This is a genomic window from Methanomassiliicoccus luminyensis B10, assembly GCF_000308215.1.
In the GTDB taxonomy this organism is placed as follows: domain Archaea; phylum Thermoplasmatota; class Thermoplasmata; order Methanomassiliicoccales; family Methanomassiliicoccaceae; genus Methanomassiliicoccus; species Methanomassiliicoccus luminyensis.
Genome location: NZ_CAJE01000013.1, coordinates 214,021 through 236,357 on the forward strand (window position 1 = coordinate 214,021; position 22,337 = coordinate 236,357).

The following is a 22,337-nucleotide window of genomic DNA, read 5'->3' on the forward strand; positions in this document are numbered from 1 at the left end:
CTTCCAAGCGCGTGAGGATCTCTTCATCGTGACACTCCTGCTATATTCTTGCCCTGAATCTCTGGACCCTTATGAAGGTTTGGATTGGGTTTGGCGGGCTCGTCGGGAATTTCGCCTTCTTTTTGGAAGGATTCGAACCCGAGACCACTGACTTGCTTCCAAGGGCCCAGGGCGGGCCATGGTAGAAGGCCAGTGCTATATCCAGGCTAAGCCACGAGCCCGTAATCCCTGTGATACGGCTTTTGTGTTATAAGGTTTGCCTAGAACGGCGACGGTCCGCGGCCGTCTGGACAAGCTCTCCTGGATGCCCGGAGCGGGGCGTCCGCGAGTCCTCGAGGAGGAGTGATAATTATTGCCTGTCGAATCCATCAGAGAATGGGTTAGCTCATGGAAGTGTCCGATGCCATCAGGGCCAGGCGGGCCGGCCGCATGTTCGATACCCGGCCGATCGAGCCGGAGAAGGTCAGGGCGCTCATCGAGGCGATGCGGCTGGCCCCCAGCTGCAACAACAACCAGCCCTGGAGAGCGGTGTTCTGCATGGGCGAGGCGTTGCCCAGGGTGAAAGCGTGCCTCAACCGCGGGAACGTGTGGGGCACCCCGGCGCCGCTGATCGTGGTCATCGCGTCCAGGGCCGATGACGATTGCCGGCTTAGCGAGGGGCGGGACTACTTCATGTTCGGCTGCGGCCTCTCAGTGGGGGAGATGCTGCTCCGCGCCACCGAGATCGGACTGGTCGCGCATCCCATCGCCGGGTACGATCCCGTCAAGGTCCGCGAGGCCGTGGGCATCCCTCCCGACTACATCGTGGTGACCCTGATCATCTGCGGATATCCCGGCACTGATGATTCGTTGCTCTCGGAGAAGCAGAAGTACCAGCAGGCGGAGCGGCCTCCCCGCAAGCCGGTGGGAGAGAACTTCTTCCTGGACAGCTGGGGCTCGGGGTTCCCGGACGGATGACGGCAGAACTCCCCATATGATCTTCTCATGCTCAGGTCTTGGGCGCCGCGCCGGACCCGCCGGGGGGATAGGAGCCACAGTACGCCCTATATGCCTCTCTAATGTCAAGGGCCGTCTCCCTTTTTATAGTGTAGTCTGTCCTCAATGCCCTGATTTTGCCGATCGTGACCGACCCCGTTGCTTTAGAAAGGTCCTCGATCCGCTGCGCATCCAGCGATACGGAGACCCAGGTGATTTTATCAAATGGAATAGTCACCCGACGCCCCCTCTTTAGCTCCATGATGACGCTAGTCTGCGTTATTTCCACAGAAGCGGGAGTGGGACTCTTCCAAAAAGCATAACCATACATGCATAAGACAAGGGCCAGACCGAACAGGGTAGCCTCAAAAGTCGACTCAACACTGGACCTCAGGATATAGATGCCATAAAACCAAGAGAATACTATGCACGAGACAATCAGTACCAACAGAAATATGACGATTCCCCGATTGTCCGTTTCGATGTCGTTCTCGTAACGTTTTGATTGCCCCGGGGATATGATCCTTGATCTGCGGTTCTCACCCAGCCTCTGCTGCTGAGAAGCCCCTATCATCTCCAGGCATTCGGGGCAATAGTAGCTTGACCCCCCTACGTTCTTAATCGACCACTTCCCCCAGAGGATAGATATCGCAAGAAACATCGATAGGATGATGAATAACAAAAATAGCAGCCACAGCCCCTGAATACCCAGCCAAGAACCTATTGTGTCCATCGACAAAAGAAGAAGGACACTGGCGAGGAGAGGCAAGGCGAACAGAAGCATGATTGTTCGGACATTGTTCCTGTCTGCCTGCTGGCATTGGGCGTTAATTTTAATCTGCTCATCCGAGAGGGGCCGGCAGCAGCTCTTGCACGCGGTAGTCGCGTTATTCATCAGGGCGGGATGAACGCCCCCTAATTCACTGTATGGCGGAATCGGGCCGAGGGGGGCTGGCGACCTGTTTTCCATGTCCCCCGGCGATTTCAACGGTTCATTTCCTTGACCGTCCTGAGGCAGCTTGGAACCACATTTGATGCAGAACAATGCATCTTCCTTACGGGGGGTTCCGCAGCTAGGACAATGAGCCATGTTGGGACCGACCCCTTTGGGACATCGAGACGACTTCCTTCACCATATGATCGGGACCTCTATCGGCCAGTCGGGGATAAATGTTGGGGATCGGAGATCAGGTGGGCTGCAGAACACCCTATGTTCCACTTTTCATCCACCCATGGAACATTCAGCCCTTCGATATGGCGGATATGGCTCTAGCAAACATTATCTGATAATATCTGGTCGTCTGCTACCCAGACAGCGTCCAATGGCGAGACCAGGGGAAGCATCAGGGTGTGGTCCATGCCGCTCCCATAGTGCAGCGTGTCATCTCATCGTCCGAGCTGATACTTATTTCAGGCCGAGGATTGCAGAGCTAAGGAAGGCGCTTATATCACGCACCTGCTGTTTGCTCCAAGGCAGAGAAATGGCAACGAGGTCATTCTTCGAAGGCATTGAGATCAGGGATGAGAAAGCAGCTCTGGCATTCATTGATGCCTTGGAGGATGCATGTAATGAAAAACCAGTTGAGATCAAAGACTACTCCCGCGAGCTCGAGAGTGGTCTGGAATTCGCAAGAAAAAGATACTTCCGTTAAGTTCTGTCGCGCTTGACTAAAACGCCATCTCCTCTGATGCAAAGCGATCTCTCCGCACTTCAGTGCGCGAGAGATGGCGATGTTGAGAGGCTCCTGAAAACGATGGCTGTAGATTTTGAACGAAGGGATCCGTCCAGGACGCTCCTGATAATTGACGAAGACGGCCCCACTAACGGCAAGCTGAATATACTGGCGTATTTCAGTTTGGCAATTAGCCATATCCATGTCAGCAACGAAGTGCCGAGGAAGGTCAAAGACCGATTAAACTACGGGCCAAGAGACCAACGGTCCCCATGTTTTTTGATCGGACAAATGGCCAAGAACGATGCCTGCCAGGAACAGATAACTGGCCCTGAGATCCTGGACATTGAGGTGGGATTTCTGTTCGAAGCGCGGCAAAAGGTCGCCGGTGCTGCATTAGAGTTGACTGCAAGAAACATGAAAAGCTATTGATATTTTATGAGGGCAACGGTTCCCCGTTCCTTCAAATGAACGAAGACGGAGATCTATGCCAGATGTACAGATTCATCCACCCGTCAGCGAGCAGGGTTGACCCACGACGTGACAGGTACGAACCATTTTAGGACTATTAAGTGTCTAGGGCATGGATGAAATACCCCCGGCTTCCTAGTAGTGGAACGATACGACCATGTCCAAAGTGAAGGCGTGCTTGACCTCGCAGGTGCCCCCGGGCAGGATGTTAGTCACCGACATCATGGGACGGACCGTATTGATCGTGAACGTGGAAGGCAAGTACTACGCCATGGACGGCCTCTGCTCGCACGGGGGCGCGAACCTGGCGGAAGGCGTTCTGAACGGCCCCATCGTCAAGTGCCCCCTGCACGGCGCGGCCTTCGACGTGCGCACCGGAAAGCTGGTGCAGGAGCCCTGGACCACCGACACCCAGGCCACCGACCTTCGCTCCTATGATGTCGCCGAGGAAGAGGGCTGCGTGATCGTGGACATCTGAGCCCCCGGTGCGAAAGTTGCTTATGGCCACCAGGGAATATGATGGGCATGACCGTACGGAAGGTCCCCGAGGGCCGCGAGGCCGACGCCGGGATCCTCGCCGCCATGCTTGACCTGGTGCCGGTGAGATCGGGCGGACGCTTCGAGCTGCTCTCCCGGCGGGAGGTAGAGAGGAGAGCGGAGGCCTTCCGCTCCCGCGGCGAGGGGGGACGGGCGGACGCTCTCCTCGGGAGCCTGGATTTCGACGGCGACGCGATCTTTCGGAGGACCTTTTCCCAGATGGCCTCGATGGTCGTGCGGGTGCGAACGTCCACGCTGCACCGCATGCTAAAGTCGGGCGCCGGCGCGGGGGAGGGCCGGGACGGGGTCATGCGCAGGGCCCTCGCCCCGGCCATCGGGCGGCAGCTGGACACGATCTCCGGCCAGCTCGGCGGGGAGCGGTCCGATATGTTGCGGTACAGCCTGGACCAATGGGCCGGGACGAAGAGTGCGCTGAAGGAGGCGCGCCCTCTGGATTTCCTGATGGGCGGTGAGGAGCCGGCAAGACCGGCGCTGAGGACCGCTCTGGCGGACGACCGCGTCCCGGAGGACGTCAGGAAATACTCGCGCTATTTCTTCAAGAACCTGTTCCGGCTCAACAACATCCATGGCGACAATGCGTTCTTCTACCCCCCTGAGGTCATCGAGAACTACTGGGAGGTGGTCGCCCCGGACCAGGGCGCCTTCGCCGTGGAGCTGTGTCCCTCCGCCGGCAGCCTGGTCATCTCGCTGTTCAACCCCTATCGATACTTCGGGCTGGAAAGGACCGAGAACCCCGACTACTTCGGCCTGGTGGAGATGCTGGCGCTGGAGCACCGGAAGGGACAGATCAAGGGATGCCGGGCGAACGTCCGGGGAGCCACCATGGAGGATGACCTCGCTCTCCGCGAGCTGCTGAGCATCGAGACCCACCTGCACGACGAGGAGCTGTTCTCGCCGGGCATGCCGGAGGAGCTGTCCCCGGCCGGCCTGGCCGCCTTTCGCGCTGGGCTTCGGGAGCTGAGCGGGATCAGGGCGGAGGTGCTCTTCCCCATCAACGAGCGCAGCGAGGAGGGGGGCAGGGACTTCACCACCCTGGGCTTCGACATCGAGCTAGACAAGAGCACCGGCCGGTTCAGGCTGGACGGGGAGGAGGCCTCGGACGACAACCAGGACCGCCTGGCCCTGGCCATCGGGACCAAGCTCCTGGCCCTGTCACGCCGCCTTTACCGGGATCCTCCCCATTTCCCCGAGCCGGACGTGGATGAGCTGAAGAGGCATATCCGCGGACTCATGGAGCGGGCGGAGAGGGGCGAGCTTACCGAGGCGCTGGCGAGGGAGATCGTAGCCAAGATCACCGTCCTCGACTACTTCGAGTCCCTGGAGAAGTACAGCTACGCCCTGGCCGTCCGGACCGTCGAATACTTGGAGGGGGAGCAGGAGATAGCGTTCACCATCCCCATGGTCTTCCAGGCGCTCCTGGACCTCGAACTGGAGGGGCGGTCCCTCGACAGCGTCCTGCTGGACGGCCTGGGGGACGGGGCATGACCGCCGTGGGGATATACGTCGACGGCCCCAACATCGAGAGGGGGCTCTTCGATGCCGGCGAGCTGGTGATCCTCGGCCACATCGGCTCGATACTGGACGAGTACGCCCGCGGCCTCGGCGAGGTGGCGGAGGCGTGGGTGTTCGTCGACGAGGGCACCCAGTGGCGCATTCCCCAGACCAAGGCCGACTACGAGGGCAGAGGGTTCTCCTTCCGCGAGAGCAAGGTGTTCGGGCACCTGGACCCCCAGACGGGACACTATATCCAGGGCAAGAGCCTCACCGACCCCGCTATGCACTGCGCCATGATGGACCGCCTGCATGACGAGGACTGCCCGGACGTGTTCCTCATCGCCACCGGGGACAAGGACGTGACGGTGCCACTGGAGTACATCCGCGAACATGGCAGGAGCGCGGTGGTGCTGGGCGAGGCCGGGTCCCTCTCGGCGTACCTGGTGGAGAAGTGCGACTCCCTGGGGTTCGGCTGCCACGTCATCCAGCTGGTGGCGAGGACCTCCCCGGCCCTGCGGGGGCGGCTTCCCCCGGAGCCCGCCCTGGCGCCGGGGGGCAGCGGGGAGCTGCACATCACCGACGCGTCGGGGAGGCCGGTCAGCCCCGGCAAGTACGACCAGTACCGCAACGACCGGGCCAACCAGCTCAACCCCAACAACCTGGCATACTGGCGTTCCCGCGGCTTCAGCGAGAGGCCCTCGGACTGGGAGGAGAGGGCGAAGGACGAGGACGCGGAGAGCGGGAACGGCTAATCCCCGACCGTGCCGCTTGCAAGCGCGCTGTTCCAAAGGTCGAACGTTCACTACGGCCGCATCGATCTCTTCACTCTGCCAGCCATGCGGCTCATCGGACCTCCGGCAAGCCCTAAGCTGCTTCAGCTCCACCGATTCCAAGTCAGCGCCTTCAGCCCTGAGAGAGTCTCTTACCTCATTCCAGGAACGAGGGTCTATTTTGAGCCCAAGGTAGGAGCGGCGTAACATAAGTCTATATATCGGCCGGTTCGAAAAATGTGGTGAGGAGGAGGGGCAGCAACAAGGCGCGTCCATATGTTCATTGCATCGGTGGAACGATGCGCCGAGCGCCCATGCAAGCGAAGGTGTCCGAAGTTGGTCTTCCGCAGGGGTGGTCTTGGTGCGTGATATATGATAGATGAGAAAGGAGCCACCGAGGAGGAACCACCGTCCACTGGCCAGGAGGTTATCCCGGATGCCATCGAGAGGATGGCCATGGGGGAGCTGCCCAGAATCTGGATGGTCATCCTAATAGGCTTCGTGGCCATCTTGTTCACGATAGTATGGCTCAACGCCTACTTGTTCCTGAACGATGCCATCTGGAAAAACAGCTTCGTGATGAACAATCATTGGACCCTGCCGGCCGGCGCCCTGCTGTTCTCGCTTTTGGTGGGACTGTCCGAGAAGTACTTGGATGCGCCGAATGCCATCAAGGGCAGCTTGGTTGACTCCATCAAGGGCGGGGAGGAACTGAGCTATCGGCGTTTCCCGGGAACCCTGGTCTCCTCCTTCTGTTCCCTGCTATCAGGTGTCAGCGTCGGGCCAGAGGGGCCCCTCGGCTTCCTGGTCCAAGAGATTGCAGGGTGGATCGAGGACAAGCTCAGAATCGTAAAGGAATCCAGGCTCGGGTTCAAGGTGGCGGCGCTGGCATCCGCATACAACGGCATCGTGGGCACCCCCCTGTTCACCGCGGTGCTGGCCACGGAGATAGGCGTAGGCAAGAGAGATCGTCTTCTGTACCTTGGTTGGAATCTGCTGGCCGGGGTTATCGGCTACTTCGTTTTCGTCCTCCTGGGGTTCCATTCCTTCCTTGGGGAGATCCCTTTCCCGCCCATCCGGTCGAACGAGGTCGTGTACATCGTGTATGCGATTATCCTCGGCGGGGTGGGGACCATGCTGACGTTGTTCGTAGTATCGTCGTTCCGGCTTTCCGGGAAGCTGATGGCCCGGTTCAGCGACAGGGTGGTCCTGCGCACCCTGATCGCGGGAGCGATAACCGCATCCATCATATACTTCTTCCCAGAGGTGAGCTTCTCGGGCGAGAACCAGATACATCAAATCGTGGACAATGCCACCCAGTACGGCGTGGCAATGCTCCTGCTGTTCACGGTCCTGAAGGTGCTGTTGCTCGGGCTGGCGCTGAAAGGGGGGTTCCTGGGCGGTCCGATATTCCCGACGCTGTTCGCCTGCACGACCCTTAGCCTGGCGATAGGGCTGGTATTCCCCGACGTGCCCATCATCATAATCGTCCTGTGCATAGAGGGGGCCGCCTTCACCCTGCTTCTGGGAGGGCCGCTTACCGCGATCCTGCTGGTGGGGGCGGTGGCATCGGAGGGATTGGTCGAAACATACCTGACCGGGCTGATCGTGGTCGCCATCGTCACATCCATGCTTATTGGCATGGTGGCCAGGAGAATCATGACAAGGCGTGGGGCGAGGACGAGCGGACGTCCTGAGGGAGGAGGACCCGCATAAGGTGGACGGCCGAGGACAGTTACTCCGCAGGCCTGGCGTTCGTCCTCCATAGTCAGGGGGCGGCTCAATCACCGTAGCGATCCAAATCGTCCGCCGGACCGGGGAGATATATTGATATCTCATGGGCGAGAGTGGCTAAGTCAGGAGTGATCTGGTTGGCATCGAGGAAAGCAATCATCAAGGCAGAGCCAGGAAAGCAAGAGATGATCATCATCAGGGAATTCGACGCACCGAGGGACCTGGTGTTCAAGGCATTCACCGACGCCGACCTCTACGCCCAGTGGATAGGCCCGCGGGGACTGTCCACCAAGATAGAGGCGTTCGAAGCGCGGGACGGGGGAAGGTGGAGGTATTTCCAAAAGGACAAAGATGGCCACGAGTTCGGGTTCCACGGGATGTTTCACGAGGTCTCCCCACCCGAAAGGGTAATCCAGACCTTTGAGTATGAGCAGCTGCCGGAAAGGGGGCACGTCTCCCTCGACTCGGCCATTTTCGAAGAGCTGCCGGGCGGGAGGACCAGAGTGACGGACCGGTCGGTCTTCCTCACCGCGGAGGACCGCGACGGCATGCTCGGTTCCGGCATGGAAGAGGGGATGAACGAATCGTACCAGCGTCTGGATGAACTGCTGGAGAGGCTAAAGGTAAAGGCCTGAGGGGATAGCTCTCGACGATCTCCAGGAACCGGGCGTTGCCGCCCTCGTCGTCCTGGCAGATCCGTTCCAGGTGCACCAGGTACGCTTTGGTCTCCGCGAAGAACCCCAGCTCGCAGGCCAGCCTGACAGCCCGCTCCTCGATCTCGCTGTTGGCGCATCGGGCAGTATACTTGTCGCGGGACGACCGGGCCCGCCAGTACGGCTTGAACGCTTCGGACCTCCCCATGGCGATGTGCATCAGCTCGTGGATCAGGATGCCGCGCGCGGCATCGTCCGGAGCGTTTGCGGCCTCGTGCCCGACAAGGAGCAGCCAGGGGCCCTGGCCCACGCCGATTTTCCTGGTCCCGGTGCGGTCCTGCGCGGTCATGGGCGCGGCATAGGTCGCTAGGCAGAGGTCCGGGCCTTTCCCGAGGAGGTCCAGGATGCCGGGGGGAAGAAGTGCGAACGCTTCCCTTATCTTCTGATATAGGAAGGGATGGTCCCGCGGGGTCAAGGCCACGCTGTTGGGGGAGCGGCTCTTCTCCCGCATCCCGGCCCTTCCGGGCATCGACCCGCAGGATGGCCTGGAGTAGTCGATGTTGTCCTTGAGGACCTCGTCCGCGGCATCGAACCCCGAGGAGCGGGAAAGCCGGTCCCTGGCCAGCGCTGCCGATGGCCAGAACTCGGCCAGGACAGGCAGCTGGGGGGAGAGCTCGAGCGGGCGGCCTTTAGGATCGTCCATTGCTGCATTGATTTCCATGCAGATTTATCAAACTCTCCAGGGGAGGGACGATGTCCGGCGATGTAATCCCGTCCTCACGAGGACGCGGGGTACGGTAGGGTGGCGCCCACAGCCTGTTTCCCGACGAGGCTCGTGACCTTGACCTTGACTATCTGGGTCCCCTTGGCCATCTCCGGGCTTATGGTCCCCTTGTGGTGGGGGGCATACTTTGCGAAGATCTTGTTCAGCGCCTCGGCCTTGCTCTCCGCGTCGCCCACCAGCTCGGCCCTGCCAGCGGCGATGACGCTCTTGTACAACAGGTCGAACTCGCAGGGCGCGTCGGCGTTGACCACGCCTTTCATCTCATCTACCTCGAAGCAGACTGAGGCGTTTGCATGTATCGCGTCGATCTTCCTACCTTTCTTGGCGCAATGCAGCAAAATTTCGCCGCCGCTCCGATCGTAGTGGAACAGTATCGGCACGACGTACGGCTCGCTGCCATGGCACATCGCCAGCCGGCCTACCGCAGTGCTCTCCAGAAACTGCTCCGCGTCTTCCCTGCTCATCTCCCGCTCCTTGCGCATCATGGGGTGCCCGCTCATGTCTCCTCTCCTCCGTTGTCCTCTCAATTCCCGCTCTCGTCCATCCTCAGCTTGGCCCTTCTCGCGGCTATCTCCTCCGGAACGAACATGTCCCGGACCTGCCGGCACAGCGACATGATCATATCAGCGTCCCTCTTCTCCGGAGCGCCATGATAATAGTTGTCCAGGGAGCAGATGCCGAATATCGATTCGTCCAGCCACCTTATCTGCCCGTCCAGCTTCGGAGGGATGTTCACCATCGTCTCCACAGCGTCCATGAGGCAGATGAAATTGTGGTTGTCCGGATCTATCCCGTGCAGGTGGCACAGCCCGACGAGGTACCGCTCCAGGGCGATGGCGGCCACATTGAATATCAGGCTGTGCCCGTACCCATCCCTGGTGAACTCCTCGGCCCGGCGGAAGAAAGCGTTGCCGTCCCGGAGGTCTTCCTCGAACGCTCTGAACCTGTTCTTCATGGGGTCGTCGTCTGGGTCGATGTTTATGAGCATGGACTGCCTCCTGCCTGTCCCGCCTGGCCTGGATGGCTGAGGGTCGGGTAAAAGTCCCGTTGAAGAGGTTTGGGCCCGGCAGGGGAATTCGATGGCATGATATCACCAAACGTTCAGCAGCCATTCCTTGTTCTTCTTGTACTCCATGTCCGTGAACAGGGTGTTGGCCATCCCTTCGGCCAGCCAAATGGCGCCCTCGTACCCCACCACGGGATGCCGATAGTATCCGGCGCGGTCGTACACGGGGAAGCCCACGCGGAACATGGGCACCTTGCAGTCGATGGAGGTGAACCTCCCCTTGGAATGCCCGAGGATGAGGTCCAGCTCCAGCCCTTTGTTCCTGATGCGGTCCTCCAGCTCCCACAGATCGGCGTTGGTGACGATCTCCATGTCATGCGTCACCTTCTCCTTGAGCGCCTTGATGCGGGGGTCGTCCACGTAGTTGGGGTTGTCGTCCCCCAGGAGCAGCAACATGGGCTTCATCTCCAGATCCAGGCAGAACTCTGCCAGGCCGATGACCAGGTCGGCGTTGCCGTAGATGGCCACCTTCTTGTCGGCGAAGAACATGTGAGTAAGGTCGGCCAGGGCGTCGAGGGCGATCCCGCGCTCGTGCACCAGCGATTTGGGTATGGGCTTGCCGGTCAGCCTCTTCACTTTCTGCAGGAAGGCGTCGGTGTTGCGGATGCCAATGGGCGTGGGGCCGATGACCGCAGGCACGCCGAACTTGCCCTCCAGATACTTGGCGGCCTTGCCCCCCTCATAGCGGTTCAACGCGATGGTGCCGACCGCATTGGCGGTGCCCACCAGGTCCTCCACAGTGGTGTCGCCGTGCGACACGACGCTCCTGTCGGGCAATAACGGAGAATCGAAGGCTTCAATCTCGAACAGCACGGTGGCGTCCACCTCCATCTCCGCCAGGAGGTGCTTGAGCGCCTTGACGTCGCCGGGATTGGCCCACCCAGTAATTAGGTTGAGCTTGCCGTTAGGTTCTCCCTTCTTGGCGAAGTAAGTTACCAGTTCGTTCACCGCGACGTCGTACCCGCTGACCATGCTCCCCACGAAGCTGGGGGAATGGATGGGGATGAGGTGCACCTCCCGACCGGCATACTTCTCCTTCAGGAGGTCTTGGTTAAGCTTCCTCACCACTCCATCGATGTCATCGCCGATGACCTCGGTAGAGCAGGTACTGATAATCGGTACCACCTTCACATGCGGGTAGCGCATCAGTAGGACATCCACCGCCTCCTCCACGCGGTGACAGGCGCCGAACACCGCGCCGTCTTCGTGCAGGGAGGATGACGCGATCTCGAAGCTCTCCTTGAAATGCTGGGCGAACAGCATGCGCACGAACATGACGCAGCCCTGGCCGCCGTGGACGATTCCGATGCAGTCCTTGATCCCTATGCTGGCATATTGAGCGCCGCAAGGCTGGCAGGTGAATATCGGATTGATTATCCCGTTGCGCTCCTTCATCTTGACTTCACAAACCATTACGATCCCTCCTCAGTAGTGCGGGTCCTTCAGCTCCTCGTTCAGCGAGCCGGATATGGTCAGGAAGTCCATGCGGTCCTTGACCCCCTGCATGAGCATTTTGATCTCGTCCTTCTCCATGGTGGATAGCCATGGGTACCGGCGTTTGAAACCGTCGGCCAGGCATACCGCGTCGACCCAGTAGCATCGGTCCGACAGCGATGTCTTCTCCACTGGCTCATCGCACAATATCTGCATGGTCCTCATCAGGATCTCCTTGTTCTGGCGCTCCCGGTCCCACGCCCGGGAGTGGAACTGCCACAGGCACTTCTTCATGATGTAGTCGACCAGCAGCTCGGCCTTCTCCTTGTTGATGTCTTCCATCGGCATTCCCCCTTACTCCGCCCCCATAGGCTGTGCGTTGAGGTCCGGATAGATCTTCGTCCGCAGGTGGGTGACGTTGTCGTACCTGCCGGTGTACTCGCGCATGACGGTCGAGGAGCGCACCTCCTCGCTCAGGTTCGTGTCCGAGAGCATCCTCCGGGTCACGAACTCCTGGTCCGTGGGTATCTCGTCCTTGCTGATGTCCAGCGTGTAAAGCTTGTAGGCCGGATTGTAGACAGCGTTGTAGATGTCGCGGGCGAACCGGACCCACCCCTCGAAGCCCTTGTAAGGGCCATTGTGGTAGGCGTGGGCGTTCAAGTAGGGCACCCCGTTCTTCTTGGCGACCTCGCCCGGGCGGACCCCTGTGAAGATTACATCGGGCTTCAGCATCTCCATGGCCTCCAGCCCCTCCAGTTCGTTGGGGTCGTCAATGGCCAGCGCGCCTTCCTCGCACCGGGCGATGCCCTTCTCGAAGTCGCCCTGGTGGCCGAATTTCGAGTACACCGAGACGACCTCCACGCCCATCTCCTCGTGGATGACGTGGGCCCAGTGCCACAGCTTGGAGCCCCCCGGCCACAGGCACACCTTTTTCCCCTTCAGGCGCTCGTGGTACCAGTCGAGCTCGGGCTTCCACCGGGCCACCTCCTCAGCGATGACCTTCTCAGCCCGGTCCTCAATGCCGAAGAACAGGCCGATCTTGCGGAGCGAGGTGGACAGGGGCTCGAAGCCGAAGCCGTCGATGTCCAGGCGCGGTATGCCGTACCTCTTCCTGAGCTCGTTGCAGATGTACTCGGCCGAGCGGGCGCACTCCAGCACGTTCAGGTGCGCTTTGTGCATGGCCCTGAGGTCGTCGTAGGTCCCGTTGCCGGTGAAGGTGGAGAGCACCTGGATGCCCATCCGCTTGAAGTAGTCCAGCATGATCTCCTGATCACCCTGGATGTTGTACTCCCCGACGTAGTTGATGACGTAGGGGCTGGTGATCTTCGGCTCCACCTGCCCTACCTTCTGGTTGATCCAGGCTATGTTGATCTTGTGGTGCCCGCCTGACTGGCTCGGACCGCCGAAGCCTGGGGAATTGCACACGAAGATGTCTACCTCCGGCATCTCGTCCATCACCTCCTGGGCGATGGCGTCGATGTCATCACCGATGAGCGCGGAGGCGCAGGTCTGGTAGATGGTCATCCGCTTGATGTCGGGGAAGGCCCTGAACGCCTCGATGATGTTCTGCTTGAGAGCTTCTCGGCCCCGAACACCACATGCTTCTCCTTCATGTCCGAGGCGAAGGTGTATTTTATCTGGAAGTTGTCGTTGTCGCTGATGTACCTCTTGGTCTGCCAGGTGTCATAGGTGCACCCCACTGGCCCATGGCTGAGGTGTATGACGTCCTTCATGGGCGTGCCGATGACATGCTTGGCCCCGCAGTACGCACACCCCCGCTCGGAAATCGTGCCGGGGATGGTGTTGAGGTACCCCAAGGGGAGGGCCATGGACAGGTCCTCGCCGGGGCCCTTGATGACCGCGTGCTTCTTCCTCTCGGGAATGCATTCGCTACATTTGAACAGGTGATATGGCATTGTTCATTCCTCCTTTGCTTACAGGATCGCTTTCTCCCCTTCCTCGTCGGTGCGTATCCTGGTGACGCTCTCTATCGGGCAGATGAAGATCCTGCCGTCGCCTATCTCTCCGGTCTGGTTCACGTCGATGATGGTCTGTGCCACCGCGTCGACGTCGGAGTCCCTCACTACCATGGCGAGGAGGCGCTTGGGGACGTACTTCATTCCGTTCAGCCCTCCCATGGCAAGGACGCCGGGACGGAGGTCTACGTTGACCTCCCCGGCGATCCCGTGCTGCTTCCCCCGCCCGAGCACCAGGACCGCGGTGAGGCCGGGGAAGCCCAGCTTGTCGAGCGCGTCCCTGGTCGCCCCCATCTTCTTGGGGCGTATGATCGCTATGATCTCCTTCACCGGCATCACCTACAGTTCCGTTGAGCCGGTGCGTATGGTGAAAGTCTTCTCCACCGAGGTCACGAAGATCTTGCCATCGCCGAAGTTTCCAGTATGGGCTTTTCCCTTGATCTGGCCGACCACCTCGTCGACGTCCTGGTCCTGGACGACCATCAGGAGCATGGTCTTGGGCAGCTCGTCGTAATGGACCGATCCGACGGTGATGCCTTTCTGCTTGCCGCGGCCGAACACCGGGATCTTGGTCAGCGAGCTGAACCCCGCCTCGGCGAGGCCGTCGGATATCATGTCCGCGGCCTCGGGGCGTACTACCGCTCGTATCATTTTCATGTGAAGCTCCCCTTTCCAGCACCTTCAGTCGGCGATGCCGTACTTCACGACCATCTTCTCCAGCTCGTCCATGGTCAGGGGCTTGGGTATGACGAACATCTGGTTCTCGATGATTTTCCGGGCGAGCTCCCCGTACTCCTTGGCCTGGTTCTCCTCGGGGTTGTATTCCACGACGGTCTTCTTGTTGAACTCGGCCTTCTGCACGATGTTGTCCCTGGGAACGAAGTGTATCATCTGCGTGCCGATGGCGGCGGTGAACTCCTCCAGGAACTCCTTCTCCCGGTCCACCTTGCGGCTGTTGCAGATGATGCCACCTAAGCGGACGCCGCTCTGCTTGGCGTACTTCAGCAGGCCCTTGCAGATGTTGTTGGCCGCATATATGGCCATCATTTCGCCCGACGCGACAATGTAGACCTCCTGGGCCTTTCCGTCCCTGATGGGCATGGCGAACCCGCCGCACACGACATCGCCGAGGACGTCGTAGAACAGGAAGTCCAGATCGTCGGTGTAGGCGCCGTTGTGCTCCATGAGGTCGATGGCGGTGATGACGCCACGGCCGGCGCAACCCACGCCGGGCTCGGGACCGCCGGACTCCACGCAGCGGATGCCCATGAACCCGGTCTTTATGACGTCCTCGTTGCTGACCTTCTCGCTGCCTTCCTCCCGCAACGCGTCCATAAGGGTCTGCTGAGGCTTGCCGCCGAGGATCAGACGGGTGGAATCGGCCTTCGGATCGCAGCCATGGATGAACACTTTCTTGTTGTGGAAGTGGGCCATCGCGGCCGCAGTGTTCTGCTGTGTCGTGGATTTCCCTATTCCGCCCTTGCCGTAAAATGCGATCTTCCTTGTCATTTCTTTTGCCTCTCCTCTTCGTGCGGGACGTCGTCGCCTCCCCGTCGCACCCGTTGCTCTCGGTATTGTACAAATCACTAATAAATCTTTTGTTAACTGCTGATTTGTACAATCTTATTCTCTACTATAGTACAATTGTCTATTTTTTCTAAATTTTAATTCCTTTACGAATCATGAGAACGAGGTTGGGACGGAGCTAGCCAGGCATGGGAACAAGGTGAGCCTGGATTCGACCGAGCGCTCGTAGATGAATAATTCAAAAATAATCAAATGACTAGATCGGCGCGTTCTCACACGGTCCGGGGCCTGGCAGGGCTCGCGCGAACTCCGTTCCCACCGAACGCCCAAACCGGACCGGGCCGGCAACCAGATTATTCCGTTTCGCCTTTTGAGGTCCGAGCTTCCAGTGAGAAGGTGGTCAGCACTCTCAAAAAAATGAAGGTCTGGCTCGTTTCCCGTTAACCAGGATACTGTTATTATATGTGCTTCTTCCTTATTCCCTTGCGAATAATTCATGACAGAGCTATCGGTCGATCTCAAGGAGAACATTCTCCAGACCATCGGCAACACCCCCCTGGTCCGGATTAACAAGCTCAACCCGAACAAGAACGCCTCGATCTACGCCAAGGTCGAGGGGACCAATCCCACCGGGAGCATCAAGGACCGCATCGCCCTGAGCATGATAGAGCAGGCCGAGGCCGAGGGCACTCTGGTAGAGGGAAAGACCATTATCGAGCCGACCTCAGGGAACACCGGGGTCGCTCTGGCGATGATCGGCGCCATCAAGGGGTACGAAGTGGAGATCGTCATGAGCGACGCGGTCTCGGTCGAGCGCCGCCAAATGATCAGGGCGTTCGGGGGCAAGGTCACCCTGAGCGAGGGGAAGTACGGCACCGATGGCGCCATCAGGATGGCCAGGGAGCTGGTGAAGAAGAGCCCGGGCAAGTACTTCATGCCCGACCAGTTCTCCAACCAGTACAACAAGCTCGCCCACTACCGGACCACCGGCGATGAGATATGGAGGCAGACCGGCGGCACCGTGACACATTTCGTGTCCGCACTGGGTACCTCCGGCACCATGATGGGCGTGGGCAGGGCGCTCAAGGAGCACGACCCCGGCATCAAGGTGGTCTCCGCTCACCCGGTCAAGGGGCACTACATCCAGGGACTGAAGAACATGGAAGAAGCGATCGTCCCGTCGATATACGATCCCAGCATGATCGACACTACCATCATGGTGGAGACCGAGGACGCGTACGAGATGGCCCGCGAAATCGTGAAGAAGGAGGGGATCTTCGTGGGCATGAGCAGCGGCGCCGCCATGTACGCCGCGGTTGAGATAGCGAAGCGGATCGATTCAGGGGTCATCGTCACCATCCTCCCCGACCGGGGGGAGAAATACCTGAGCACCAGCCTGTTCTCGATCTGAGCTCGGGGCTCAGGTGATGTGTGGTTGGAAGCGGGCCGAGCTCACAGGGGCTTTCGGAGCGCTACCTCGTACAGCTTCTTGACGCACGACGGCGAGGGTTCATCGAACTCTTTGATCCACAGAAGGTCATAGCCTGCCGCCATTCTTGTCAGCGTCGGCTCATCGAAGAAGTGCACCACGAAGCCCAGGGGGTTCCTCCACGTACCCTTGCCCCTTGGCTCGAACTTGCCGTAGTGCGGATCGTGGTCGTTGCGGACCGAGAAGATGTTGATGCCTCCTGGCCGCAACACCCTGCGGCACTCCGCCAGCATCCTGGTGACCTCCTCCTCGGTGAACTCCATGGTGAAGAACATGTGCGAATACACGGCATCGAAGGAGGCATCGGGGAACGGCAGAGGCTCCCTGGCATCGTGTACCTTTAGCGTTGCTCTAAACCCTGCGTCCTTGGCACATTTCCTGAGCTGGCATATGCCAGATTCAGAGTAGTCAAGAGCGGTGACCTCGAACCGGTTCCCGGCGAAGAAACTGGTGTCCCTGCCCTGGCCGCAGCCGAGCTCCAGGACCGTCCTGACCCCATTCTCCCTGAGGACCGGAAGCACCCGCGCCGCCAGCACGCTCGGCTCTTTCCCAAAATAGTCCTGGGCGTTGGAGTAGGTTCGGTCCCACTGCTTTTGCTGATCGGCATCTTCAGGCATGAGCATAAAGGAGATTCACGCCGGGAACCTTAAAGGGGCCGCTCACGAAGACGTAGAGAAGCGTGCACGTTACGTGGCCACTGCATCTATTGGTCGCACAAAATGAAGAAAGACAGAAGTTAAGTGGACAGGGGGGAGTTCCCTCGCCGCTCTATCCAGATGGATGTTTGAAGAATTCAATAACCGCAATTTGGGAAATCCAGGCTTCCAAACCTATTCCCCTTTTTCTCTCAATATTTCCCGGGGAATACAGCAAGGGGGCTTTTCATGATCCGGAGCTCGGGGGGACCGCCATGCCCCGTTATTCTTCATTCCCCGTCTAAGAGCAGTCGGAATATCGTGAATATCGTGATAAAGGCCAATTCTTGACCCATCCAGATGGTTATCACGATATTGCTCACGATATTGTGTCGATACTGATTTAGCATGATGTTTAAGGCGCGATATCATAAGGCCCCCCAGAGGATTTGAAACATGAAGGTAGCTCTGTATGCCAGAGTTTCAACCGAGGACCAGGATACCGACGTTCAGAAGTTCAGGCTTGAAGAATACGCAAAGCTCCAGGGATGGGAAATCTTCGACTACTTCAAGGATGAAGCATCGGGAGCCGATGATTCCCGGCCGGGGCTCGACACCATGCTAGAAGCAGCCGGCATAACCAAAGACGGCAGATCATCCAAGCCCAAGTATAACGCGATCGTCGTTACAAAGCTAGACCGGATTATGAGATCTCTCGTTTCCTTGGAGCTCCTAATCTCGAAGCTCGATAAGCAAAAGGTTTCCCTGATTGTCATGGACCAAGGGATTGACACCGGGGCGGACGGCAACGACGATACAAAGAGGCTCATCCGACGCATTCTAGGGGCCGTTGCGGAGTGGGAGAGGGGAATGATTAGGATTAGGGTCAAAGAGGGCATGCAGAAGGCCAAGAAACACGGCACAAGGAGCGGGGAGCCCATCGGCCGGCCGAGAGCTCACATTCCCCCCGAGGCCCTTGCTGCTGTGAGATCCGGGAGGTCCTTGAGGGATGTAGCAGCCGAGTATCACATTTCACTTGCTACTCTGCAAAGGCGTTCCAAAAGGGAGGCCCCCGTTCCTTTATGAGCAAAGGGGCCTGAATCGCCTTGTCTCAGAACCTCTAGTTTCTGAAACATCATTCCGTCTGCATGTCTAACGATGAAAACCCCGGGGCATTTGATTAGACGGGGGCCCAATTTTCGCATCTGGATGAATAAATGTCTTGCCAGCTATCTCCAGTACATCCTTATTCACAATACCATAAACCTCGAGATTACCGCCCTCGTTAATCACCATGCCATTCACTATCCCTCTTACTTTGGCATCACCGGCCGAATGAACGGTAAAATCCCCATTAACGATGCCATTTAGTTCGAGCCTGCTATTGACCGTCACGGAGCCAGTGACCATACCATAGATGGCCGTTGGCTCATCTGCTGTATAGTCCCCTTCAAACGTCTCCCTTATTATCTTCATGCTTTTCCTCATCGGCATTTAACCTTAACTTCGTTTCGAAAGGTGGCATATTGTGAAACGAATATTCCCCGGGAAATAATGCAGGGCGGATGTTGGGGGGCGGTGGCTTTACTTATGTATCAGACTTCTTTAATACGGTCCTTCGGACACTATTGTAGAATGTAAAATCCTCGACCGTTCTCCCGTCCATCGGCGGGGGCCCTGCCCTCTGGCCTGCTTGAACATTGGCCGATGGACAAAGGAGACCGTGCGGCGATGCTGCATGGCAATTGGGGGATACGCTAACCTCCCCCTTAGTAATCAACAATATGTTGCATTAGCTACGCTAGCTGGTAGTTTCTTTTATTCCTCCCCCCTCCCCCCTCTCGGCCGGCAAGGGAGGGAGAAATTGGGGGGATAGCCATTACCTCATTCCTTAGTATACAGCTACATACCTAACTACTTGAAGTGAAACTGAAAAAGAAAAGGCGGGGAAGGGGAAGCTTAGTGCGAGGGATTGAACCTTGAGCCAGCTTCTTTCGCTATCGGTTCGACCGCTTGTGCAATCGCGGCTCCAATCCGTTCCCGATATTCCCTGCGTTCTTCAACGGGAATCTTATCTGGCAACGTTACTTCGACCTTGATGCTATCCCTGCCCTCGATGGAGACGAAGGCCCTAGGGTCGACCGCCTTATCCAGCATGCCCTCCGAGGGGAAATAATTGTCAGCAAAACGGAACCCACCGTTTACTCTGAGACTGTCAAGAACGTACTCCAGGCATGTCTCGATCTGTAGCAGGGTCCTGCCCCGTTCTATCTGGATTATCAGGGCATTAGCAAGGTCCTGCATCCCATGGTCATAGTTCATCTTCCGTTCATATTCCAGTTCTTCTAGTTCCATTTCTACGTTTCCGGACATTCTTTCAACCTCTGTTCAATTCATCCTGGTGCGGTGGTCGAAATAGCTCTGAGGGTCCCATTCATAATGACCCTCGAAGTGTTCATTCGTATTGCCATCGCCATCGAAGCACGTCACGATCTGAACCCCGCTGTAGTTCTCCACGACCTCTACAGCGAACAATTCATTATTGCTGGCCGCTCGGACCGTCGTTATCCATGCCTTTCGAATAAGATCGCCCATAACCATCACTCTTTCCCGCATGCCTTGGCAATTGTGTTTTCAAGGCCATGGCGTTCGACTACCCATTCACGACGTTCCATTGAAGCCCGATCGTCCAGCCGAATTAGGACCTCCATCAATGCTTTTATCTTTCCTTCGGCCGGCAGTCTGGAAGCTTCCTCCATGACCGATGTCACTATCTCCAGAGTGTCCTGGACTCCGTTCCAATAGTCCCCAGAGAACTTCACTTCTTGTTCATCACACATTGTTCCATCTCCATCATGTAAGGCCATGCCTTACTTTCCCCTGCATGAATTTATAAGTTAATATAATGTATCGTCATATATGCCACGACAAAAAGAGCAGGTTACTATCACTCTGCCACCGGAAGTCTTGAAATGGCTGGATGGAATGGTTGAGGATAGGACCTTCGCGAACAGATCTCACGGCATCGAGCTAGCCATTCGGCGCATGATGCAGGCGGTGAAATCGAAGTAATCAATTCTGTTCCATATTCTCCTGCCTCTTCCTGGCTTCCAAGACTGCTTCCTTGAATCCAGGCAGGACCTTAAGAAAACTGTTGGGGTCTATCACAATCAACGGTAGCCTGTCATACTGTCCTGGCTTGCGTTGCGTTACTTCCCTCTCAGTGTCTGGTAAGATGTTGCCGTCCCGATCACGCTGCCACTCGTAGTCTGGATAGTACAGGAAGTTACGCCAAACTTCTACGGTGGGCTTCTCGAATTGTTTTACTACAAAATCGATGAGTTCTTGATTTGTTTTCTTGAATGCGAGGGTTTCTGGATAAATTATCCTTTTTCCTAGTTTCTTGGCAGGGCCCTCGGTCAATCCAACCAATGTTATTCCGTGCCCCGTCCAGGTGTTCTCCGGCACCGCCTTGGAGATCCTATCCTTGATGTTGTTGAATTTGAAAGGTTGTGTAAATGCGCCCGGTCCGATTTTATACCGACCATTCACCTTTGACAAGACTTGCAGCTTAACGAGCTTTCGTAGGTACTGGTCTAGGTTCTTCCGGTCTAACTTGTTTTTCAATCCTTCCCTAGAATCGATGAATCTGTGCCCGTCGCGCACGATTCTTAGCCAATCATAATCCTCATCCCGTTTCGCGATTGGTGCGTAAGCATCAAAGCAGAACAATATCTCCCTGGGCAGGAGCCCCTTCGCGCACCTCTTCCTGAATTCCTTGAGGTCCAGATCGTATTCGTCCAGGCCAAGCATGGACCTAACCTCTTGAACGGTCCCTACTGTGGGCTTGGATAGCCAGTATAGATGAATAAAAAGTTCTCGTAGCGAGTGGTCAAACTGACTCCTGAATCCGCCGAATGACCTTTTCTCAGTAGCATCCAGATTCATTTTTGTCTAACGCTCACTCATGTATAGATTAGACAATTTATAAACCATTCTGTAGTGTTTTCGAAGCGAGGCATATGAACGGCAGACAATTGCACGTATTCCTGACAGATGATTTGTTTGAAAGACTGGAGCGGCATTGCGAGGAAACTGGGCTCACCAAGTCCAGCTATGTCAAGATGCTACTTCTAGCGAACCTGAAGGATGAACAGATCTCCCGGACGGAGCTCCCTTCCCCGGCCGTGAACGCTTCCCCGTTCCCACCAAAGCCGGCAGCAGCTCCCCCGGTTCCCCCGCCGAAGAAGGCGGAAGAGCAGCCTAAGAAGTGGTACGAGGGAATGCCCTTCCGGAAGGGGGGAGCGAAGTGAGAGCTCGCCGCGCGATCGGGCTGATGGAGTCTAGGGCGATGAACCCTCACGTCTGCATCTGGTGCGGGAAGCACTATCTGCCGAAGCCTAGACATCCCAATCCCCGAAGGGTCTACTGCTGCCATGCTTGTCAGGAACGGGCATGGAGGCGAAGGGTCCAGGCGAAGGAGTACCAGGAAACCAGGCTCAAAGCGATGGGGAGGGCCTGACTTGAATGGAACTTCTAGGAGCGGACTTGTCGATATGGGCTCTGGGCCTGGTGCACCTGCTGCTGTTCTCCTTTCGTCCCCCCGGTCGGAGGAAGATCTCCAAGGAAGCGAGGAAGGGCAGGACCTTGAAGGGAGCTCCGGACCCATCCGAAAGGGACGTAAAAAGAGGAAAAACATCAGGATTTTTGTGTAAAAAAATCGAGAAAAAGGAGGTGAAAAATAAACGACTGGAATAACTCAATAAAGGACAGCGGAAGCGAGAGCATCAAGAGCCGCGCTATCATCCTTCGGTGCTCCAATCGGACCTACTTCGACCTGATGCAGCTCATCAAGACCCTGCCCGATTGTTACATAGTCTACTCCAAGACCTCGAATCTTAAGCTAGTGGTCGAGGAACAGGGGTGGTAGTCGTGCAGCACGTCTACTATCCGGGCGCGATCTTGCTCGAGGGAACCCCTGAAGCCTTTGAGATCTTGAGGGGGGAGCTCAATCTTTTGAGCAATTTCCGGGTCAGGGAGTTCACCATATACAGACTCACGGAAGCGAGCTATGAGAGACTCCGGAGGCTGCTGTAAG

General features: G+C 57.7%; 29 protein-coding genes, 1 tRNA gene and 2 pseudogenes. 14 read left to right on the plus strand and 18 right to left on the minus strand.

All coding sequences use genetic code 11. The annotated features are described in order from the left end of the window. Window positions 1-91 precede the first annotated feature (91 nt). A tRNA-Arg gene (locus WYS_RS16040) sits at window positions 92-221 on the minus strand. A gap of 166 nt (window positions 222-387) precedes the next feature. On the opposite strand from WYS_RS16040, the gene WYS_RS14760 reads away from it, so the two are divergent. Further along, window positions 388-957: a nitroreductase family protein gene (locus WYS_RS14760; protein WP_019177650.1), complete on the plus strand. Its 570-nt coding sequence runs from the start codon at window positions 388-390 to the stop codon at window positions 955-957. A gap of 31 nt (window positions 958-988) precedes the next feature. Here WYS_RS14760 and WYS_RS08025 read toward each other — a convergent pair whose 3' ends face one another. Then, window positions 989-1,945: a hypothetical protein gene (locus WYS_RS08025; RefSeq protein WP_336603341.1), complete on the minus strand. Its 957-nt coding sequence runs from the start codon at window positions 1,943-1,945 to the stop codon at window positions 989-991. 51 nt (window positions 1,946-1,996) lie between these two features. Beyond that, window positions 1,997-2,065 (minus strand): annotated as a pseudogene (locus tag WYS_RS16650) (zinc-ribbon domain-containing protein); the annotation flags it as partial. A gap of 391 nt (window positions 2,066-2,456) precedes the next feature. Between WYS_RS16650 and WYS_RS16045 the strand changes: the two are divergent. The 7 genes from WYS_RS16045 (at window position 2,457) to WYS_RS08060 (ending at window position 8,310) form a co-directional block, all read left to right on the plus strand. Further along, window positions 2,457-2,627 carry a hypothetical protein gene (locus WYS_RS16045; protein ID WP_019177652.1) on the plus strand — a complete coding sequence of 57 codons (171 nt, stop codon included), beginning with the start codon at window positions 2,457-2,459 and terminating at the stop codon, window positions 2,625-2,627. A gap of 36 nt (window positions 2,628-2,663) precedes the next feature. Beyond that, window positions 2,664-3,080, plus strand: coding sequence for a hypothetical protein (locus WYS_RS08035; RefSeq protein ID WP_019177653.1), 417 nt, complete (start codon window positions 2,664-2,666; stop codon window positions 3,078-3,080). Window positions 3,081-3,276: 196 nt separating this feature from the next. Then, on the plus strand, window positions 3,277-3,597 hold the full coding sequence (locus WYS_RS08040; protein ID WP_019177654.1) for a Rieske (2Fe-2S) protein: 321 nt from the start codon (window positions 3,277-3,279) through the stop codon (window positions 3,595-3,597). A gap of 47 nt (window positions 3,598-3,644) precedes the next feature. Next, window positions 3,645-5,162, plus strand: a complete 1,518-nt coding sequence (locus WYS_RS08045) for a hypothetical protein (RefSeq protein WP_147654363.1) — start codon at window positions 3,645-3,647, stop codon at window positions 5,160-5,162. Continuing rightward, window positions 5,159-5,923, plus strand: a complete 765-nt coding sequence (locus WYS_RS15660; RefSeq protein WP_019177656.1) for an NYN domain-containing protein — start codon at window positions 5,159-5,161, stop codon at window positions 5,921-5,923. Before WYS_RS08045 ends, WYS_RS15660 begins: the two co-directional genes overlap by 4 nt. A gap of 390 nt (window positions 5,924-6,313) precedes the next feature. Beyond that, window positions 6,314-7,657, plus strand: coding sequence for a chloride channel protein (locus WYS_RS14770; RefSeq protein WP_019177657.1), 1,344 nt, complete (start codon window positions 6,314-6,316; stop codon window positions 7,655-7,657). 203 nt (window positions 7,658-7,860) lie between these two features. Beyond that, window positions 7,861-8,310 carry an SRPBCC family protein gene (locus WYS_RS08060; RefSeq protein WP_019177659.1) on the plus strand — a complete coding sequence of 150 codons (450 nt, stop codon included), beginning with the start codon at window positions 7,861-7,863 and terminating at the stop codon, window positions 8,308-8,310. On the opposite strand, the gene WYS_RS08065 is transcribed toward WYS_RS08060, so the two are convergent. The 9 genes and pseudogenes from WYS_RS08065 to nifH all read right to left on the minus strand — a co-directional run bounded on the left by WYS_RS08065 (window position 8,201) and on the right by nifH (window position 15,097). Further along, window positions 8,201-9,031 carry a hypothetical protein gene (locus WYS_RS08065; RefSeq protein ID WP_026068945.1) on the minus strand — a complete coding sequence of 277 codons (831 nt, stop codon included), beginning with the start codon at window positions 9,029-9,031 and terminating at the stop codon, window positions 8,201-8,203. The two genes, WYS_RS08060 and WYS_RS08065, sit on opposite strands and share 110 nt — an antisense overlap. A 74-nt stretch (window positions 9,032-9,105) precedes the next feature. Then, window positions 9,106-9,612 carry a pyridoxamine 5'-phosphate oxidase family protein gene (locus WYS_RS08070; RefSeq protein WP_019177661.1) on the minus strand — a complete coding sequence of 169 codons (507 nt, stop codon included), beginning with the start codon at window positions 9,610-9,612 and terminating at the stop codon, window positions 9,106-9,108. Between the two features lie 23 nt (window positions 9,613-9,635). Continuing rightward, window positions 9,636-10,100 carry a HEPN domain-containing protein gene (locus WYS_RS08075; protein ID WP_019177662.1) on the minus strand — a complete coding sequence of 155 codons (465 nt, stop codon included), beginning with the start codon at window positions 10,098-10,100 and terminating at the stop codon, window positions 9,636-9,638. A 102-nt stretch (window positions 10,101-10,202) separates the two neighbouring features. Beyond that, entirely contained in the window at window positions 10,203-11,591 is a 1,389-nt protein-coding gene (anfK, locus tag WYS_RS08080; RefSeq protein ID WP_026068946.1) for a Fe-only nitrogenase subunit beta, read from the minus strand. A 12-nt stretch (window positions 11,592-11,603) separates the two neighbouring features. Continuing rightward, window positions 11,604-11,954 (minus strand): Fe-only nitrogenase subunit delta, encoded by a 351-nt coding sequence (anfG, locus tag WYS_RS08085; RefSeq protein ID WP_019177664.1) that lies wholly within the window; start codon window positions 11,952-11,954, stop codon window positions 11,604-11,606. 12 nt (window positions 11,955-11,966) lie between these two features. Next, window positions 11,967-13,528: pseudogene (anfD, locus tag WYS_RS08090) on the minus strand (nitrogenase iron-iron protein, alpha chain). Between the two features lie 18 nt (window positions 13,529-13,546). After that, window positions 13,547-13,918, minus strand: a complete 372-nt coding sequence (locus tag WYS_RS08095) for a P-II family nitrogen regulator (RefSeq protein WP_026068947.1) — start codon at window positions 13,916-13,918, stop codon at window positions 13,547-13,549. A gap of 9 nt (window positions 13,919-13,927) precedes the next feature. Next, window positions 13,928-14,245, minus strand: a complete 318-nt coding sequence (locus tag WYS_RS08100) for a P-II family nitrogen regulator (protein WP_026068948.1) — start codon at window positions 14,243-14,245, stop codon at window positions 13,928-13,930. Window positions 14,246-14,269: 24 nt separating this feature from the next. Continuing rightward, the gene (nifH, locus tag WYS_RS08105) at window positions 14,270-15,097 is read right to left on the minus strand and encodes a nitrogenase iron protein (protein ID WP_026068949.1); all 828 of its coding nucleotides are present in this window, start codon (window positions 15,095-15,097) and stop codon (window positions 14,270-14,272) included. Between the two features lie 514 nt (window positions 15,098-15,611). Here nifH and WYS_RS08110 point away from each other — a divergent pair. Continuing rightward, a complete protein-coding gene (locus WYS_RS08110) occupies window positions 15,612-16,526 on the plus strand; it encodes a PLP-dependent cysteine synthase family protein (protein ID WP_019177668.1) in 915 nt (304 codons plus the stop codon). A 41-nt stretch (window positions 16,527-16,567) separates the two neighbouring features. Here WYS_RS08110 and WYS_RS08115 read toward each other — a convergent pair whose 3' ends face one another. Then, window positions 16,568-17,221 carry a class I SAM-dependent methyltransferase gene (locus WYS_RS08115; protein ID WP_019177669.1) on the minus strand — a complete coding sequence of 218 codons (654 nt, stop codon included), beginning with the start codon at window positions 17,219-17,221 and terminating at the stop codon, window positions 16,568-16,570. A 474-nt stretch (window positions 17,222-17,695) separates the two neighbouring features. On the opposite strand from WYS_RS08115, the gene WYS_RS08125 reads away from it, so the two are divergent. Next, entirely contained in the window at window positions 17,696-18,325 is a 630-nt protein-coding gene (locus WYS_RS08125; protein WP_019177671.1) for a recombinase family protein, read from the plus strand. A 66-nt stretch (window positions 18,326-18,391) separates the two neighbouring features. Here WYS_RS08125 and WYS_RS08130 read toward each other — a convergent pair whose 3' ends face one another. The 5 genes from WYS_RS08130 to WYS_RS08155 form a co-directional block, all read right to left on the minus strand. After that, entirely contained in the window at window positions 18,392-18,715 is a 324-nt protein-coding gene (locus WYS_RS08130; protein ID WP_147654364.1) for a hypothetical protein, read from the minus strand. Window positions 18,716-19,198: 483 nt separating this feature from the next. Beyond that, window positions 19,199-19,612 (minus strand): hypothetical protein, encoded by a 414-nt coding sequence (locus tag WYS_RS08135; protein WP_019177673.1) that lies wholly within the window; start codon window positions 19,610-19,612, stop codon window positions 19,199-19,201. 15 nt (window positions 19,613-19,627) lie between these two features. After that, window positions 19,628-19,834, minus strand: coding sequence for a hypothetical protein (locus WYS_RS08140; protein ID WP_147654365.1), 207 nt, complete (start codon window positions 19,832-19,834; stop codon window positions 19,628-19,630). Window positions 19,835-19,839: 5 nt separating this feature from the next. Next, window positions 19,840-20,079 carry a hypothetical protein gene (locus WYS_RS08145; protein ID WP_147654366.1) on the minus strand — a complete coding sequence of 80 codons (240 nt, stop codon included), beginning with the start codon at window positions 20,077-20,079 and terminating at the stop codon, window positions 19,840-19,842. Between the two features lie 232 nt (window positions 20,080-20,311). Then, window positions 20,312-21,052 (minus strand): hypothetical protein, encoded by a 741-nt coding sequence (locus WYS_RS08155; RefSeq protein ID WP_147654367.1) that lies wholly within the window; start codon window positions 21,050-21,052, stop codon window positions 20,312-20,314. Window positions 21,053-21,261: 209 nt separating this feature from the next. Here WYS_RS08155 and WYS_RS08160 point away from each other — a divergent pair, with 209 nt between their 5' ends. From WYS_RS08160 to WYS_RS16060, 4 genes are all read left to right on the plus strand, one after another. After that, window positions 21,262-21,552, plus strand: coding sequence for a hypothetical protein (locus WYS_RS08160; protein WP_019177678.1), 291 nt, complete (start codon window positions 21,262-21,264; stop codon window positions 21,550-21,552). Next, window positions 21,549-21,761: a hypothetical protein gene (locus WYS_RS16050; protein WP_147654368.1), complete on the plus strand. Its 213-nt coding sequence runs from the start codon at window positions 21,549-21,551 to the stop codon at window positions 21,759-21,761. Before WYS_RS08160 ends, WYS_RS16050 begins: the two co-directional genes overlap by 4 nt. A gap of 5 nt (window positions 21,762-21,766) precedes the next feature. Beyond that, window positions 21,767-21,997 carry a hypothetical protein gene (locus WYS_RS16055; RefSeq protein WP_147654369.1) on the plus strand — a complete coding sequence of 77 codons (231 nt, stop codon included), beginning with the start codon at window positions 21,767-21,769 and terminating at the stop codon, window positions 21,995-21,997. 165 nt (window positions 21,998-22,162) lie between these two features. Beyond that, entirely contained in the window at window positions 22,163-22,336 is a 174-nt protein-coding gene (locus tag WYS_RS16060; protein ID WP_019177681.1) for a hypothetical protein, read from the plus strand. Window position 22,337: the final 1 nt, after the last annotated feature.